At 61.1% G+C, this 12,733-nt stretch carries 18 protein-coding genes; all 18 read right to left on the bottom strand.

The annotated features are described in order from the left end of the window. Position 1: 1 nt before the first annotated feature. Positions 2-1,669 (bottom strand): phage tail protein, encoded by a 1,668-nt coding sequence (locus PS14A_RS08030; RefSeq protein WP_212615693.1) that lies wholly within the window; start codon positions 1,667-1,669, stop codon positions 2-4. 9 nt (positions 1,670-1,678) lie between these two features. Continuing rightward, positions 1,679-2,203, bottom strand: coding sequence for a phage tail protein (locus PS14A_RS08025; protein WP_212615692.1), 525 nt, complete (start codon positions 2,201-2,203; stop codon positions 1,679-1,681). After that, positions 2,200-3,375, bottom strand: coding sequence for a baseplate J/gp47 family protein (locus PS14A_RS08020; protein ID WP_212615691.1), 1,176 nt, complete (start codon positions 3,373-3,375; stop codon positions 2,200-2,202). Before PS14A_RS08020 ends, PS14A_RS08025 begins: the two co-directional genes overlap by 4 nt. Next, complete coding sequence (locus PS14A_RS08015) at positions 3,372-3,689, bottom strand: DUF2590 family protein (RefSeq protein ID WP_212615690.1); 318 nt, start codon at positions 3,687-3,689, stop codon at positions 3,372-3,374. Before PS14A_RS08015 ends, PS14A_RS08020 begins: the two co-directional genes overlap by 4 nt. Beyond that, positions 3,686-5,671 (bottom strand): phage tail tape measure protein, encoded by a 1,986-nt coding sequence (locus tag PS14A_RS08010; protein ID WP_212615689.1) that lies wholly within the window; start codon positions 5,669-5,671, stop codon positions 3,686-3,688. The genes PS14A_RS08015 and PS14A_RS08010 overlap by 4 nt, the downstream gene beginning before the upstream one ends. Before the next feature lie 5 nt (positions 5,672-5,676). Beyond that, positions 5,677-5,817, bottom strand: a complete 141-nt coding sequence (locus tag PS14A_RS08005) for a hypothetical protein (protein WP_177433972.1) — start codon at positions 5,815-5,817, stop codon at positions 5,677-5,679. Positions 5,818-5,840: 23 nt separating this feature from the next. Beyond that, positions 5,841-6,128 carry a putative phage tail assembly chaperone gene (locus PS14A_RS08000; RefSeq protein WP_212615688.1) on the bottom strand — a complete coding sequence of 96 codons (288 nt, stop codon included), beginning with the start codon at positions 6,126-6,128 and terminating at the stop codon, positions 5,841-5,843. After that, the gene (locus tag PS14A_RS07995) at positions 6,125-6,652 is read right to left on the bottom strand and encodes a lysis system i-spanin subunit Rz (RefSeq protein ID WP_212615687.1); all 528 of its coding nucleotides are present in this window, start codon (positions 6,650-6,652) and stop codon (positions 6,125-6,127) included. The genes PS14A_RS08000 and PS14A_RS07995 overlap by 4 nt, the downstream gene beginning before the upstream one ends. Continuing rightward, positions 6,649-7,176 carry a lysozyme gene (locus tag PS14A_RS07990; protein ID WP_212615686.1) on the bottom strand — a complete coding sequence of 176 codons (528 nt, stop codon included), beginning with the start codon at positions 7,174-7,176 and terminating at the stop codon, positions 6,649-6,651. Before PS14A_RS07990 ends, PS14A_RS07995 begins: the two co-directional genes overlap by 4 nt. Further along, positions 7,173-7,469 (bottom strand): hypothetical protein, encoded by a 297-nt coding sequence (locus tag PS14A_RS07985; RefSeq protein ID WP_110645164.1) that lies wholly within the window; start codon positions 7,467-7,469, stop codon positions 7,173-7,175. Before PS14A_RS07985 ends, PS14A_RS07990 begins: the two co-directional genes overlap by 4 nt. Then, a complete protein-coding gene (locus PS14A_RS07980) occupies positions 7,466-7,678 on the bottom strand; it encodes a TraR/DksA family transcriptional regulator (RefSeq protein ID WP_212615685.1) in 213 nt (70 codons plus the stop codon). The genes PS14A_RS07985 and PS14A_RS07980 overlap by 4 nt, the downstream gene beginning before the upstream one ends. Continuing rightward, complete coding sequence (locus tag PS14A_RS07975; protein WP_110645162.1) at positions 7,678-8,130, bottom strand: phage protein; 453 nt, start codon at positions 8,128-8,130, stop codon at positions 7,678-7,680. Before PS14A_RS07975 ends, PS14A_RS07980 begins: the two co-directional genes overlap by 1 nt. A gap of 5 nt (positions 8,131-8,135) precedes the next feature. Then, positions 8,136-9,251 (bottom strand): DUF2586 domain-containing protein, encoded by a 1,116-nt coding sequence (locus tag PS14A_RS07970; protein WP_212615684.1) that lies wholly within the window; start codon positions 9,249-9,251, stop codon positions 8,136-8,138. Positions 9,252-9,262: 11 nt separating this feature from the next. Further along, positions 9,263-9,946, bottom strand: coding sequence for a phage virion morphogenesis protein (locus PS14A_RS07965; RefSeq protein WP_212615683.1), 684 nt, complete (start codon positions 9,944-9,946; stop codon positions 9,263-9,265). Then, the gene (locus PS14A_RS07960) at positions 9,933-10,385 is read right to left on the bottom strand and encodes a phage tail protein (RefSeq protein ID WP_110645159.1); all 453 of its coding nucleotides are present in this window, start codon (positions 10,383-10,385) and stop codon (positions 9,933-9,935) included. Before PS14A_RS07960 ends, PS14A_RS07965 begins: the two co-directional genes overlap by 14 nt. Then, complete coding sequence (locus PS14A_RS07955; protein WP_110645158.1) at positions 10,382-10,897, bottom strand: head completion/stabilization protein; 516 nt, start codon at positions 10,895-10,897, stop codon at positions 10,382-10,384. Before PS14A_RS07955 ends, PS14A_RS07960 begins: the two co-directional genes overlap by 4 nt. Before the next feature lie 97 nt (positions 10,898-10,994). Then, a complete protein-coding gene (gene gpM / locus PS14A_RS07950; RefSeq protein ID WP_110645157.1) occupies positions 10,995-11,717 on the bottom strand; it encodes a phage terminase small subunit in 723 nt (240 codons plus the stop codon). Next, complete coding sequence (locus tag PS14A_RS07945) at positions 11,714-12,733, bottom strand: phage major capsid protein, P2 family (protein WP_110645156.1); 1,020 nt, start codon at positions 12,731-12,733, stop codon at positions 11,714-11,716. The genes gpM and PS14A_RS07945 overlap by 4 nt, the downstream gene beginning before the upstream one ends.

Raw genomic sequence — 12,733 nt, 5'->3', positions numbered from 1 at the left:
CTCAATACTTGATGCAAAAAAGGAGAGACAGGTTTCGAGGACGCGTCTCGGCACCGCCCGCTGCGGCCACGGAAATGGCATGGCTGTGAGCGCCGGCCCAGTCGATGCCGACGTTATGGCCGTGGGCGCCGGCAGCGCCTATACCAACGTTGTGAGAGTGAGCACCCGCCCAATCAGTCGGGGCCGTGGTGCCGTTCTGCAGGTTTGCTGTCGTAAAGTTAGGACTGCCACCGCCCACGTTATTGTTTTGCGCGCGCGGGGCAGTGTGCTGGTGGTTGCCCTGAACATCAGTCCACGCGGCGTGACTGTGCTCGCCTTGCGCATCCGTCCACGCGGCATGTAGATGGTTGCCGACTTCACCGGCTGAAGCGCCGTGGTTATGAGATTGAAGCATCATGTCCTGGTAAGCGCCGAAGGCTCGCCCCGGATCAAGGCCGCGACCGTCGTCCCAGCCTCGTGGAAACAAGCCGCGCATGTCGGGCAGATTGAAAGTCGTTGATCCATCGCCGGCGCCGTAGTGCGCGCCGAGCAATGCGAACAGTCGCGCATAGGTTGTGCGTGAGACGGCCGCACCGTTGCACTTCAGCCATCCTTCAGGCGCCCAAGAGATGGCAAAGCCTGCCACCATGCCAGTCATGGAATCCCCGACCTGTTTCTGCAATTTGTTCAGCGCGGCCGTAGACGCCACGATCTGGCTGCTGTTGGTAGCCGGATCGTCGCTGATGGCGTTCGGAAGATTGCCGAGTCCGACGTCTGCTTTGGTCGTGGCCCGGGCGCGCAGTAACGGATAGTCACCGGTACGAGAAGCGAGGTATTTGATCAACGCACCGCCGACGGGCTCGGCATCGCGCAAGTCCACGATGTTGGTTGGCGATACGAAATCGGCGAGTGGTACACAGTAATGGCGCACACCAGCGGCGTCGGTATAGTCGTCCTGTTCACCGAACACCACTTTCCACACAGCCACCCGGTCGTTCAACTGGCGCTCGAGGCAAACGTCTAACCAGATCTTGCCTACTGGGATTACTTCTTGGACGGCCTCTGCCTTCGCGATCGCCACGCGGATGCCCTCGATGTAGGCTGTGCCACCGTTGATCTGGTAGCCGGTCTCCGCTTTTTCGAACATCAGCGAATCACTGAAAAAGAACGCTCGTCCGTAGAGATTGCGATTGCTCAGGCGCTCGCGCTCGTCGATGCCGGCAAGGCGTACCGTGAAATCATGCTGCCAAGTGCTGGCATCGATCTTCACACCGGTGAGCTGCATCGCACCATCAAAGGCCACCAGAAAGTTGCGAGTGACGTTGTTGCCGATCTGCTCCGGCGGAATGTTTCTGCGCTTTTGCTGCAGGGGCACCGAAGACGCAGCGAACAAGATGCCATCGGCGTCCTCGAGGCCGACCCAGTTGAAATCCCAATCACCAACGTCCGATCCCAATTGCGCGCTGTACACCACCTGGTTCGGGTTCACGTAGCCGGCATTTTTCTCCGGGATCGTATAGACGTGGACGATCTGATCAGCGGGTGGCTTGCCGGCAGCGCGATCGAGCGGCTTGGTTGGGTCAAGCCCCGGCACATTGGCAAAGATGAACTGGGTAACAATCAGTGGCTGTTGCAGGCTTTGTTTCAGGGCGATTTGGCTTTCGCCGGCCAAGGTAATACTGGCGCTCACGGTGCGCTCCTACAGGCTGGCGACCAGCGTTTGCTGGTCGTCGTTGAAGTCGATCAGGGCGATTTGCAGCCCTACGGGGGTGATGGTGACGAAGTCATAGCGCCGACACGTTCGGCCGTATTGCTGGATCAACACACGCAGCAGCTCGGGGTTAAGAGACAGTTGAGCGTTGCTGAACTTGAGCAGCACGACGTCCCAATCCCGATCGGGCTGACGCTCCTCGATCTCGACATAACCCACGCCGAGGCGCTGAAAAATGCGTTTCAAACCGGCGGTGCTACCGGCGTCGACCGAGTTGATAAACGCGTATTTCACGCGTAGCCGAAACAAGGATTCGGGTTCGCCTTTGAAGCGCGTCACGTCCCGCTGCCAAGCCCACAACTCAAGAATATTCGGGTGGCAAGTGTCGGGATCGATCTGCGAATAAGGCCAGCGCAGCCATCCCGTCACGGTTTCCCACCATGCTTGGACAGCCGCCACCAACTTCGACAGCTCGGCGCCACCGAGCCAGAACGGCAGTTTCAGTTTGTTCATTGCACATCCACCTTGAGCGACGCCAGCCGAGGAATGTCCAACCCGCTGGTGATGTCGACGCCTGGGCTAAAACGCAGTGAGGCGATATCGGCGAACTGCTGGTGCAGTTCTTCCGCCAGTCGACTGAAGCTGAAACGCGACTGTGGATAAGTCAGCGTGGGTTGATAGTCGCGGGGCGTGCTTTCTCGAAACGCTGCACGAATGAACAGCTCGACCTCAGTTTTCAGCGTGTCGACCTGCTCGGCGCTTAGATTGGGCTGCGGCCAAAGCGTCATTTCCACGTCTACAGGGACTTCGGGCATGACCATGGCGAGCAGGTCATCGCCGTGGCCGTGATTGCCCTGGTCGCGGATATGCGAATTGATCTGCTCCAGGTAAGTTGCCGCCGGCACGCCCGCATCGAACAGCACAAACGCATTGGCACTGCCCGGCCCACGCGGGGCGCCGTGCTCGAAATAGACGCCATCCGGACGCACGCCCGGGAAGGCTGAAATCATGGCGCGATACACCGCGTCGGTGTGCCATTGGTTTACCGCCGAAAACTGGTTGCGCACGCGCAAGCGCAGCTGGTCGTTCGGCTCCGGATCCGCTCCTGGTGACTCAAGCCAACCGTCCTTGTTCACGACCTGGATGATGCCGGGTACCGGCACCGGGAGAATCGCGTAGTAGCCCGGGGCAAGGTTGAAACCACTGCCGGAATCGACCGCCTCCACCGGTACGTCCAGTTGCAGCTGACCCGCAACGAATGTCACCGGCGCCGTGGTAATCAACTGGTAGACGTTGCCGTTGATCGCGGCAGACTGCACCACAATGCCTTTTTCCAGCTCCAGGACACCGTCCGGTAAAGCCCGGGTAAACAGCAATTTCCCCCGTGCCTTGGTAGCGCCTTTGCGCTCGACGTTGACAGCCCACGCGAGCGTGTCCAGCCAAGTGTCTACCGCTGTTTTCACGAAGAAATTGGGCAGCACCGTCAGGCACATAAAATCCAACAGCCACAGCACCGGCTTGGTCACCAGTGCGGTCATTACTCGCCAGAACGGCGAATAGCTGCTGGTGTTGGCCACTTTGGCGCCCTGGGCTTCGGCCTCCTTCTCCCACGCAGCTTTCAGAGCGGCCTCGGTGGTCGGGATGCCGGCGTCGGCGATCACTTTTTTAAAGTCGACCTGGCTCACAGACTTACCTCAATCGAACCAAATTTCAGAGTTTTCGCAGTGACCAGGTAGACGCCTGGTTCCTGCTGGGTGATGCGCGCCGTACCCGGCACCAGGCGCGGGTCATCCTCCACCAACAGCTCCAGCTGCTGGATGCAGTCGCGCTGACGCAGCCGATCGCGTTCTGCGACCAACGTCACCAGCAGCCCGCTGTCGCGGATCATGTGAGCGATGTCCTGGGCGATACAGGCTCGGTCATCGATCAGCAGCGGCTGGCGGGACGGATCCAGTGCCAGGTCGTTATTGACGATCAACAGGTCTACGTACTCGCTCATCCGCCCACCGCCATAGCGACCATGTTTTCCACTTCCAGCGGATTCATCGGTTTGCTGGTGTGAATGTTCACGTTCTCCACATGCGTGCCCTTGTTCTGGCTGCTGTTTGTGTTCTGGATGCTGGTCAACAGGCCACCGGGCGGTACCGCTGCAGGGCGCGCCGGTGAAAGGCTGGGAATGGCCGCATTGATGGTCTGCTGGGCTTTCTGCGCGGCGTTGGCGGTGTCGGCGGCATTGGTGGCAGCATCAACACCAGGCACCTCTGGCATGCCGCCGAAACGCGCTTCGATGTTCACGCCCGGGATGCTGTTGAGCAGCTCGATCACGCCGTTAACGGCCTTGGTGAAAATGCCGACGATGCTGTCCCATGCCGCCTTGGCCATGCCTGACCAACCGCCCATAGAGTTGAACCAGTCGGCCAGTTTCTGGAGCTTGTCGGCGACGAACTGGAACGCGGCCGTATTCATCAGAGCGGACGTCCATTCGTCCCAGTAGTGGACGGCCGCAACAATGACCGCCACCAGGGCGAGAACACCGACCACGATCCACACCATCGGATTGGCCAGCAACGCCGCGTTGACCAGCCAGATCGCGCCCTGCCACAGCAGCATGGCGCCGCGCACCAGGGCTAGGCCCGCGCTGAGGGTGTAGATCACGGCCATGTAAGCCAGGATCGCGAGTTTCTGCAGCACAAAGCCGGCGACGGTGCGCAGGTTTAGCAACTGGACGACTTTCCACACCGACACCAGACCGAGCCAGGTCATCCGCGAAATCCCAACGACCAACGTCAGCAACGACATGGCGCCAACGATGCCCATGATCGTCAGTGCGGTGATGCCGATCACGCGGGTGATGTTGGGAAACAGCTGCGACCAGCGCACCAGGGTCTTGCCGATATCCACCATCTTGTTCATGAACGGCGTCAGCACTGGTATCAACACCTGGCCAAACACCACACGCATGACCTCGACCAGGGAGGCCCACTGCTGCCATGGGTCCACCATGGCCCGGGCCATCTGCTCGGCGTTCTCCAAACCGCGCACCTTGCCCAACTGCTCGATGCCGTTGCGCAACCGATCGGTGTCCTTGGCCAGCGCGCCGATCACCTGGGCGCCCTCACCGCCGAAAGCCTCCATCAACTTGGCGCCGGCCGATGCGCTGGTCAGATCACCGAACTTGCCCTGCAGCTTGTCCAGGATCGCCATCATCGGCAGCACCTTGCCCTGCTGGTCGGTGAACTTCATGCCGAGTTTGTCCGACGCCGCGCCGATGTTTTCGAAAAACGCCTTGTAGCGTCCGCCGGCGTCGCCGCCTTCCATGGTGCTGCTGAGCGTGCCGATCACTGCCATCTGCTCAGCCAGGTCGACGCCGGATGTGGTGGCGATCGCGCCGGCTTCTTTGAAAGCGTCTTTCATCGCCGCGCCGCTGGTGCGAAACAGCTGCACGGCCAGCGCCGTCTGCCCGCCGAGTTTTTCCACCCACGCGCCCTTCCCCATCGCATCCGCTTGGGACTTCTGCAGGTTGTAGAGCGTGCCGACGTATTCACCCATCGTTTCAGCGTCGGTTTTGGTGGCCTTGGCCAGCAGGTTGCTGGTGTTGGTGAAGATCGCGAGCTGGTTGCCGGCAAGGCCTTTGATGGCGCCTTCGATCAAATACGCCGAGGCCACAAAATCCTTAGCGTTCTCGCCGTAGCTCACCGCGAACTGCAACGACTTGGCATTCAGCGCCGACAACGCATCCTCGGCGACGCCGAGCGATCGGACGTCGCCGAGGGCGCGATTGACCTCCAGCGCTGGTTCCATGGACTCACGGATCCCAACCACGGCCGCCGTCACGCCGCCGATGCCCATGCCGATCGTCTTGATGTGTTTTTCGCTCTGATCGGCAAGCTCGGAAAAGCCCATTTTCACCTTGCCCAAGGGCGCGGTGACCTTGTCTTGCAAGCTCAGAATGAAAGCCAGGCTGGCGCTGCGGTCTGCCAATGTCGTTACCCGTTCAGCGCAAGGGCGATGCCGTTAGCCACGGCAAACTCCATGCGTTTCCAGTATTCGTCCTCCAGCCACTTGGCGGTTCCCATCGCTTCGGGCGTGGGTTCGGTACCAGGAAGCCAGCGGTTCGTCAGGGCCATCAACTGGCCCAGGCCGTTTTCGCTTAAGCGCTCAGCGTGCTCGTGCGCTTTTTTACGATCACCTCAACGTTCGGCGCGTACTCCTCAAGCAGCGCACCGGCGATCTGCATCACCATCACCGGGTTGGCCAGCAACGGTTTCAAGGTGGGCTTTTCCTCTTGCTTGACGGTGGTCATCAACAGGTTGTTGCCCGGGGCCACCTTGTTGGTTTGGGTCAGGGCGTTGAAGTATTTGGTGACGTCCGCCGGCGTGAGGTTAAAGGTGAATTCCGCTTCGCCGACTTCCAGGGTGATTTCGGTGTTTTGGCTCATTGGGGTGCTCTCTTGTTGAGGTTGGGTAAAGTGGTGTCCTGGTGCGCCGGCGATCGCTGGCACACGTCTCGGACGTATTGCTGCAGTCCGAGGATCATTTGCCGGCTTAAGGCGAGCTGATCCCGGAGGGTGAAATAATCCGGTCGAGCGTCTGCTGCGAGTTCGGGGCTTTCTGCATCAACCACGCGGGCGGCGCCGGCGGTGGCGGGCACAGATCCACCGGCGGGACAGGCGGCGCGAACGTGCAACCGGCCAGTGCCATCGTCAACAGCGCCGCGCAGGCGATCGTTCTTAGTGCGCGCATCGGTCAATTCCTGAGTGTTTCGTTGGTCGATCGCGTCCCGCTCGGCCAGCATTTCGCCGCTGATTCGGGCCGCCTCACGTAGTCCGTTCACTTCCCACTGCGCGCTGTCGCGCTCGCGCCTGGCGTCATCGCGCTGATCGGTTACCCGATCGAAGGCCAGCCACAACAGCAAGGTCAGCAGCAGGACGAGCGGCGCCAGGCGCAACGAGGAAAAAGTCATCGCAGGCACAATTTCATTTCCGCCAAACGACGGTTGTGCAGGCCTTGAACGAAGCGCTTGCGCCCCTGCGCGTCGGTCACATACGCCCATACCGGCGTCTTTCCATCCGGCGCCCAGGCCAATGCTTTGCAGCCATCAGCGATGCGGCCGGCATTGATCAATGCCACTGCACGACTGGCGCACGTGTTGGGCACTCCAACGTTGTGGCCGTGACTAGTCAGGGCGTCGAAGGTGTTCTGGCTTACGTCAGGGTTGGTGATGCAATCGGCGAGCTGCAGCTGGGTTTTGCGGATCACCAGCTGCTCCACCTCCGCGCAACGTCCTGGTGACCAGTAGTCGCCCACCACGACCGGAAACGGGCTGGTGTACCGGGTGATGCCCATGCATACCGTCGGCAGACCGCCGGCCAACTGATCGGCGTAAACGGTGTTCTGGCCACGGCCTTCCCAAGTACCCAGGAAAATCACCAGCGGAGCGCTGGCCAGCGCGAGCGCGCCAGCTTGAATCCGGCCGCGCAGGCTCATGGAAACCACACTCGAAGCAGTGCCGGAACAACCATTTGCAGCACAGAAGCGACCACCGTGAGGATGGTCAGCAAGCGGCCAACCTTCGCGCCGATGTCGTTCACCGCGACCGTCAGGGTCTGCTGGCCAGCGTTCAGCTCAGACAGTTGCCCCGCCATGTGCTCGAAACCCTGCTCCAACTTGGTGACCCGAGTCGGGACGGTTTCGTGCCGGTCTTCCAACTCGCCCAAGCGGTGTTCAAAGACAGCGAACTTCTGTTCCAGCGCTCCGAGGCGCACAGCGTCAGTGGTCATCGGCGATTACTCTGCTCAAACCCCGTTTGGCACGGGACGCACCGCGTTTTTCCGCCCAGCGCCTGGCGCGCCGGCGGGATTTCTTTGTCGCAGTCCTGGCAATGGCTCAGGCTTGGCCCGACCGGCACAGGCTTCAGCAGCTGGGCCTTGATGGCCTGGTCACGCTGGCGCTGCTCCAGTTCCTGGGCGCGATCGAACCAGTCCACCATTAGCGGATACCTTCGATCTCAGCGGCAGCGAGGTACGGCACGCCGTTGATGTGGATAAAGTCCGGACTGGTGACGTCGAATGGCACCTTGTGCTTGGTCTTTTCGCCGCCCTTCGGGTCGATCGCCAGGAGACTGGACACCTTCACCTTGCAACCGAAGGCTTCCACGCGCAGTTCCTCATCCCCACCGGCTTTGGCGAAGAACACCGCGTCGAACGGCTTGAGCTCGCGAAAGCTACCGGCCGAGCGCGCTGCATCGATCAGCAGTTGAAAGTTGGTGGTATCCAGCTCCAGTTCGCCGGCAGCGGCCACGTCGCCGTCCACGTAGCCGTCTGGAACACCTCGGGTCTGAGCCACTGCCGAGTTGTCGGTAATGTCCAGGGTGCAGTTCTCAACGTGCAGCGCGATGTCGCCCAGGCTCACGTCAAAGTTCTTGCCGCCAATCTTTGCCATGGGCGTTACTCCGTTTTGTCGGTGGAAAGATCGAGGGCGATGTTCGCCGTCAGGTCTTTCGGGCAGTTGAGGGGTTTGAGCTTGATGTAGGCCGCTACCTTGGTTTTGCTGAGCCATTCCAGCACCAGGTCGCCGTCCTTCGGCGGCTCGATGTCGCCGGGAAACACTTCGCCGGCAAACTTGATGGACTTCGCCATGGCACGCAGCGGCGCCATCAGTTGGTTGGTATTCACCGCCATGCTGTTGGGCGTGTTGTTCAATCGGCGATCGGCGACGCGGCGGATCAGCAGCGGGCGAATCAGGCGAGCGGCCTTGTCGGTGATGCGCAGGTATTCCACGACTTGAAAGTCGCTGCCGGGGGTGTCCAGCATGTTGCAGTCACCCCAGTACACGCCTGGGTAATCCGGGTAGGTTTGCGTAACGGATAGCCGCGCGCGGTCCAGCTCAGTGCGCACGGCGGACGGCAGCGGGGTCAGCTCGCTATCAACAGGCACCTCGCCAAGTCCCAGCACGGCACCGGAGGCTACGCGCATCGGGCTATCAGCAATGCTCACCGCGGCATTGGCCAAGCGGCCAGCCAGCACGCCTAAATCGTTGCCGTGCAACTGAGGCACTACAGCTACGCGCGGAGCGGCGAGGTTTGCCACCAAGGCCTTTTGCTCAGTGAGGTACTGCGCCCAAGTCTGGTCGACGGCGATGCCGACACTGCTCGCCAGAAAGAACACTCGGCGGCCGTAGGTGTTGTTCAGGGTGACGGCTGCGTCATGCATCGCTGACAGCTCGTCAGCCTTCACTACAGGCTTGGTGATGATAACCGCTTCGACGGACACGCCCTGTTGCTGGGTCTTCTCCAGCGCAGTGGCCCAGTCACCTTCGGCGCCGATCGGGGCCGCGATGCAGGCCCAGCGTTGACCACCGTTCTGCCGCGCGGCAGCGATTTGGGTTTTGAGGTCGCTCGCTGGAACGCCCAGCGCGGCGTCCAGGTCGCTATCGGTGTTCAGCGGGATGAACTGGCCGACGTTCTTGACGGCTGGGCCGATGAAAAGAAAGTAACGCTCAACCTCAGTCACGGCGCCCTGGCCTAGATTGAGATTGTCGACGGTGACTTGACCGAGTGCCATGCAGTGCCTCGTTAGCGGGGTGAATTTAGGATTTGTTGCAACACCTGGTTAATCAGGAGATTGGTTTCGCGTTCGGTTTCGGCGCCGATGAACTGGCGTTTCGGAAGCGTGATTTCCCAGCTCTGCGCGCCGGTGCTTTCGCTGCGCTGGTCGTCGAGGATCCGGATCAGCAAACCAGCTTTGGCGTAGTTCACATGCTCCTGAATCCACGCTACCGACGGCCGGGTCAGTGTCTTTTTGCCCGCTTGGCGCACGCGGAAGCCCAACCGGCGCAGGCGCTTGGCCTGCTTGTCGGTAGCTGCCAAACCCGGTGGGGTCCTGTTCCAGCGGCGCATCTGTTGAGCGGTACGGCGTTCGCTGACGCCGTTGTGTTGCTGCGCGGCAACCCATCGGGTCAGGGCGTTTTTCCAGCCCAGTTCCGCTTCATCAGGGCTTACCCGGGTGACCACCATCAACTTGGCCAGACCGGCTTCCATCTTCCTTTTGCCCTTGCCGTCGCCTTTGCGTGGGGCGAACGGCGTGCCGTCCAGGTTCTTCTGCTCACGCACGCGCTTGCGGCTCATCGTGCGCACGCGTTTGGTGACCTGATTCAGCAAGCGGCGGCGCAATTGCGGCGGAAGGCTCAGCAATGCCAATTGCTCGCGGACGCCCAAACGACCGCGAATGTCGAGTTCGAACGTGCTACGGCCGGCCATCGGTGGCCACCTCACCGCGCTCGGCGACCCACAGGTCAAACGGGACGAACGCCCACGTTTTGCCAAAGGCCTGGATCTCGCCGGCGGCGTCCTCGGCCAGATACTGCGGCTCGACAAACTCCAGCGTGATTTCCACGTCGAACAGGTCGTTGTCGACCGGCTCGACAAGGAATTCCGGCGCCGGCAGCTCGTGACGGTCACGGTTGGCGTCGTGGCTTTCCAGCCAACTGCCCACCAGAGCCATTAGCCGCGCCGGATGGTCGGCGAAACGCTCCAGGACGATCACGGCGCGATAGTGCATGTCGCCCAGATGCATCCCGTCGACGTCGGGCTTCCAGATCAGTGCAAGCTTGACCTGCTCGGTGAAACTGTCGAGCTGCTCGGGTTCGACCAGACGGCGTTCCTGCAGGTACGCGGTCAGCCCTTGGAGCTTGGTCATAACAGCGCCGCCGTGACGCGGCCACGGCCTTGCAAGGCGCGCACTGCCGCTTGGCTGAATGCCAGGAACGTGCTTTCGCGTTCCGGCGCTTCCTTGCCCGTGTTCTCTGCGCTTTCGCGGCGGGTCACCGTGGCGAACTGTTGTAACGCGCTCGCCTTGGCCCGGCAGTACACGGCTCGACGGTAGATTTTCAGCTTCAACGCGTTATCTGGCAGAAGGTTCTGATCAGTTTGGATGAATGGCCATTCCTTGATCTGCTTCGGCGGGAGGTTGAGCGGATCGGGAACCTCGACACTGTTTACGCCAAGGGCTCGCCAGCGTTGTTTCAGCTCTGCCAGATCGGCATTGACCTCGACCATTGCCATGGTCAGGTCAGCGGCCAGCATGTCCACCAGGTACTCCGCCGGCAGGCGGTATCCTTTCTGGAATTCGGCAACAGACAGATCCGGCCAAAAGCCGTCGTTCTCGATCATCTGTTCCACAAACGTGGTGGGTTTACCGGAAAAGCTCATTGCTGACCGCTCAAATAGGGCGGGGAGACTGTTTTCCATGGGGCTGGCCATGAATGGCAGACACACGTCCACAGTTCCCCGCTGGGGGGGTAGTCGGTTATTGGGCGCCGGTGACGGCGGGTGTTTGTTTGGCGATCGCTTTGCGGCACTTCGCAATGCGCGTCTCGTTGCCGGCTTTCGCGTACAGCTCGGTCGAGCGCTCCAGATGCTGGAGCGCGGTTTCCCACTGCTCGGCCTCCATGGCGCGCATGCCGATCAACTTGTGGTACTTGCTCGGGATTTGCTCGGTCAGCTCCCACTCACCATCGACGCGCGGCAGCAGGTCAGACAGGTACGGCTCGGGGCTGCGCTGGGCGTTGTATTCTGCGTAAGCCCAATCGATTACCGCGTCGGCAACGAAGGTCTGCACGTCGCGCCGCTTGAACCGCTCGGGCATCTCCTGCCCCTGCCCGATCGCAAAGTCAGCCAGCGCCAGGCCATCTTCGAACTGCTCGGTGTCAAACAGCCAGACCATCACCTGCACCAGGACACGATTCGGCATCACCAGGCCCGAGTCCATGTAGCGCTGAATGAAGTCCTGGTACTTGGGCAGCAGCTCCTCACGCTTGAGCGCCTGGCGTCCGGCGAGACCCTTGATATCGCTCAGGCGCTGCAGATCCTGATCCAGCGAGGCTTCCATCAGCAGGAGGTGCTTTTTCGCATTCGCCGGGCTGCTCAGGGCTTCCGCCGGCGAATACGCCAGCGGTGCCGCTGCAGCAGCAATCACTGCAGCTGTTCCCTGAGCCAAGGTGCGGCGCTTGTGTGCGAGAGCCAGGCTCACTTCACCAGCTCCACGTTCTCGGTCAGCGCGATTTTCTCCAGCTGCTCGATCACATAGCCTTCGTTGCGGCTGTTGTAATCCTCGACGCGGGAGCGTTTCGGGTTGTCCACGGTTTGCTTGCGCCAGCTGGAGTCCTGGAAGTAGATCGACAGGTTGTCCCAGCTGGTGACCAGCACACCGTTGACCGGAAAGAACGGGACGCTGAAGCTCGGCAGACCGCCATAGGTGGCAATCACCTGGGCATCTTCGATGCGCTCTTTCTCGGTCGGCACGTCGCCTTGTTTGGCGTACAGCTTCGCTTTGTCCGCCGCCAAAAGGTCGGTGCCGATGATGGCGATCAGGTCGCCCCCGTCGCGCAGACGTTCGTCCACCATCTGCTTGGTGTCATGTACCAGGGCGTCCAGGTTGGCGTAATCGCCATCCGGCCCCAGTGTCACCTTGCCCGCTTCCTTGCCTTCCTTGAGAACCTGTTGCGGCGCTTGCTCGCGCAGCTGCTGCAGCCAGCCTTTGTTGACGTCCTGCAGCATTGGATAGGCTTCAATGTCGGTCTGCGCAGCCGCTTTCAAACCGTGGAAACCGACCATGATGCGATCCAGGGCGATCTGTTTCTGGACGGCCGCCGAGTAACGCTGGTGGAAGTCCGGAAACTTGGCCCAGGCGTCGATTTTCGCGTACGGCAGGCCCACGTCAGATTCAGTCGACGACAGCTCGTAGGTGCTGTTATCCAGCTCCGACGCATCTTTCGCTTCGCGATCGGTGGTCTTGGTATTGGTGCGGCCGGTCACCGGGCCGGACACGCCGATGAACACTTTCTCGCCTTTGATCTCGGTCACTGGAATGACGTTGATGCGTTGCAGGAAATCGGCCTTTGCGGTGATGGCGTCGTTCAGCTCCTGGGCGATCGACGGTTCAACGGAAAACATCTTGCTGGACAGCGGAACACCGTAAGTTTCGGCGATCGCCAGCTGCATTTCGGCGTACATCTTGGCGCCGTAAGCGCTCAGGGAACGGGCCAT

It is taken from the genome of Pseudomonas sp. 14A, assembly GCF_018132745.1.
In the GTDB taxonomy this organism is placed as follows: domain Bacteria; phylum Pseudomonadota; class Gammaproteobacteria; order Pseudomonadales; family Pseudomonadaceae; genus Aquipseudomonas; species Aquipseudomonas mercuritolerans.
This window is presented reverse-complemented; position numbering and strand designations above follow the sequence as displayed.

What these genes read in the sequence shown, in the direction of transcription:
- PS14A_RS08025 (WP_212615692.1), bottom strand. Translation starts at nt 2,203, where the DNA reads ATGAACAAACTGAAACTGCCGTTCTGGCTCGGTGGCGCCGAGCTGTCG.
- PS14A_RS08015 (WP_212615690.1), bottom strand. Translation starts at nt 3,689, where the DNA reads ATGAGCGAGTACGTAGACCTGTTGATCGTCAATAACGACCTGGCACTG.
- PS14A_RS08005 (WP_177433972.1), bottom strand. Translation starts at nt 5,817, where the DNA reads ATGGCCCTGACGAACCGCTGGCTTCCTGGTACCGAACCCACGCCCGAA.
- PS14A_RS08000 (WP_212615688.1), bottom strand. Translation starts at nt 6,128, where the DNA reads ATGAGCCAAAACACCGAAATCACCCTGGAAGTCGGCGAAGCGGAATTC.
- PS14A_RS07995 (WP_212615687.1), bottom strand. Translation starts at nt 6,652, where the DNA reads ATGACTTTTTCCTCGTTGCGCCTGGCGCCGCTCGTCCTGCTGCTGACC.
- PS14A_RS07990 (WP_212615686.1), bottom strand. Translation starts at nt 7,176, where the DNA reads ATGAGCCTGCGCGGCCGGATTCAAGCTGGCGCGCTCGCGCTGGCCAGC.
- PS14A_RS07985 (WP_110645164.1), bottom strand. Translation starts at nt 7,469, where the DNA reads ATGACCACTGACGCTGTGCGCCTCGGAGCGCTGGAACAGAAGTTCGCT.
- PS14A_RS07980 (WP_212615685.1), bottom strand. Translation starts at nt 7,678, where the DNA reads ATGGTGGACTGGTTCGATCGCGCCCAGGAACTGGAGCAGCGCCAGCGT.
- PS14A_RS07975 (WP_110645162.1), bottom strand. Translation starts at nt 8,130, where the DNA reads ATGGCAAAGATTGGCGGCAAGAACTTTGACGTGAGCCTGGGCGACATC.
- PS14A_RS07970 (WP_212615684.1), bottom strand. Translation starts at nt 9,251, where the DNA reads ATGGCACTCGGTCAAGTCACCGTCGACAATCTCAATCTAGGCCAGGGC.
- PS14A_RS07965 (WP_212615683.1), bottom strand. Translation starts at nt 9,946, where the DNA reads ATGGCCGGCCGTAGCACGTTCGAACTCGACATTCGCGGTCGTTTGGGC.
- PS14A_RS07960 (WP_110645159.1), bottom strand. Translation starts at nt 10,385, where the DNA reads ATGACCAAGCTCCAAGGGCTGACCGCGTACCTGCAGGAACGCCGTCTG.
- PS14A_RS07955 (WP_110645158.1), bottom strand. Translation starts at nt 10,897, where the DNA reads ATGAGCTTTTCCGGTAAACCCACCACGTTTGTGGAACAGATGATCGAG.
- PS14A_RS07945 (WP_110645156.1), bottom strand. Translation starts at nt 12,733, where the DNA reads ATGGCCCGTTCCCTGAGCGCTTACGGCGCCAAGATGTACGCCGAAATG.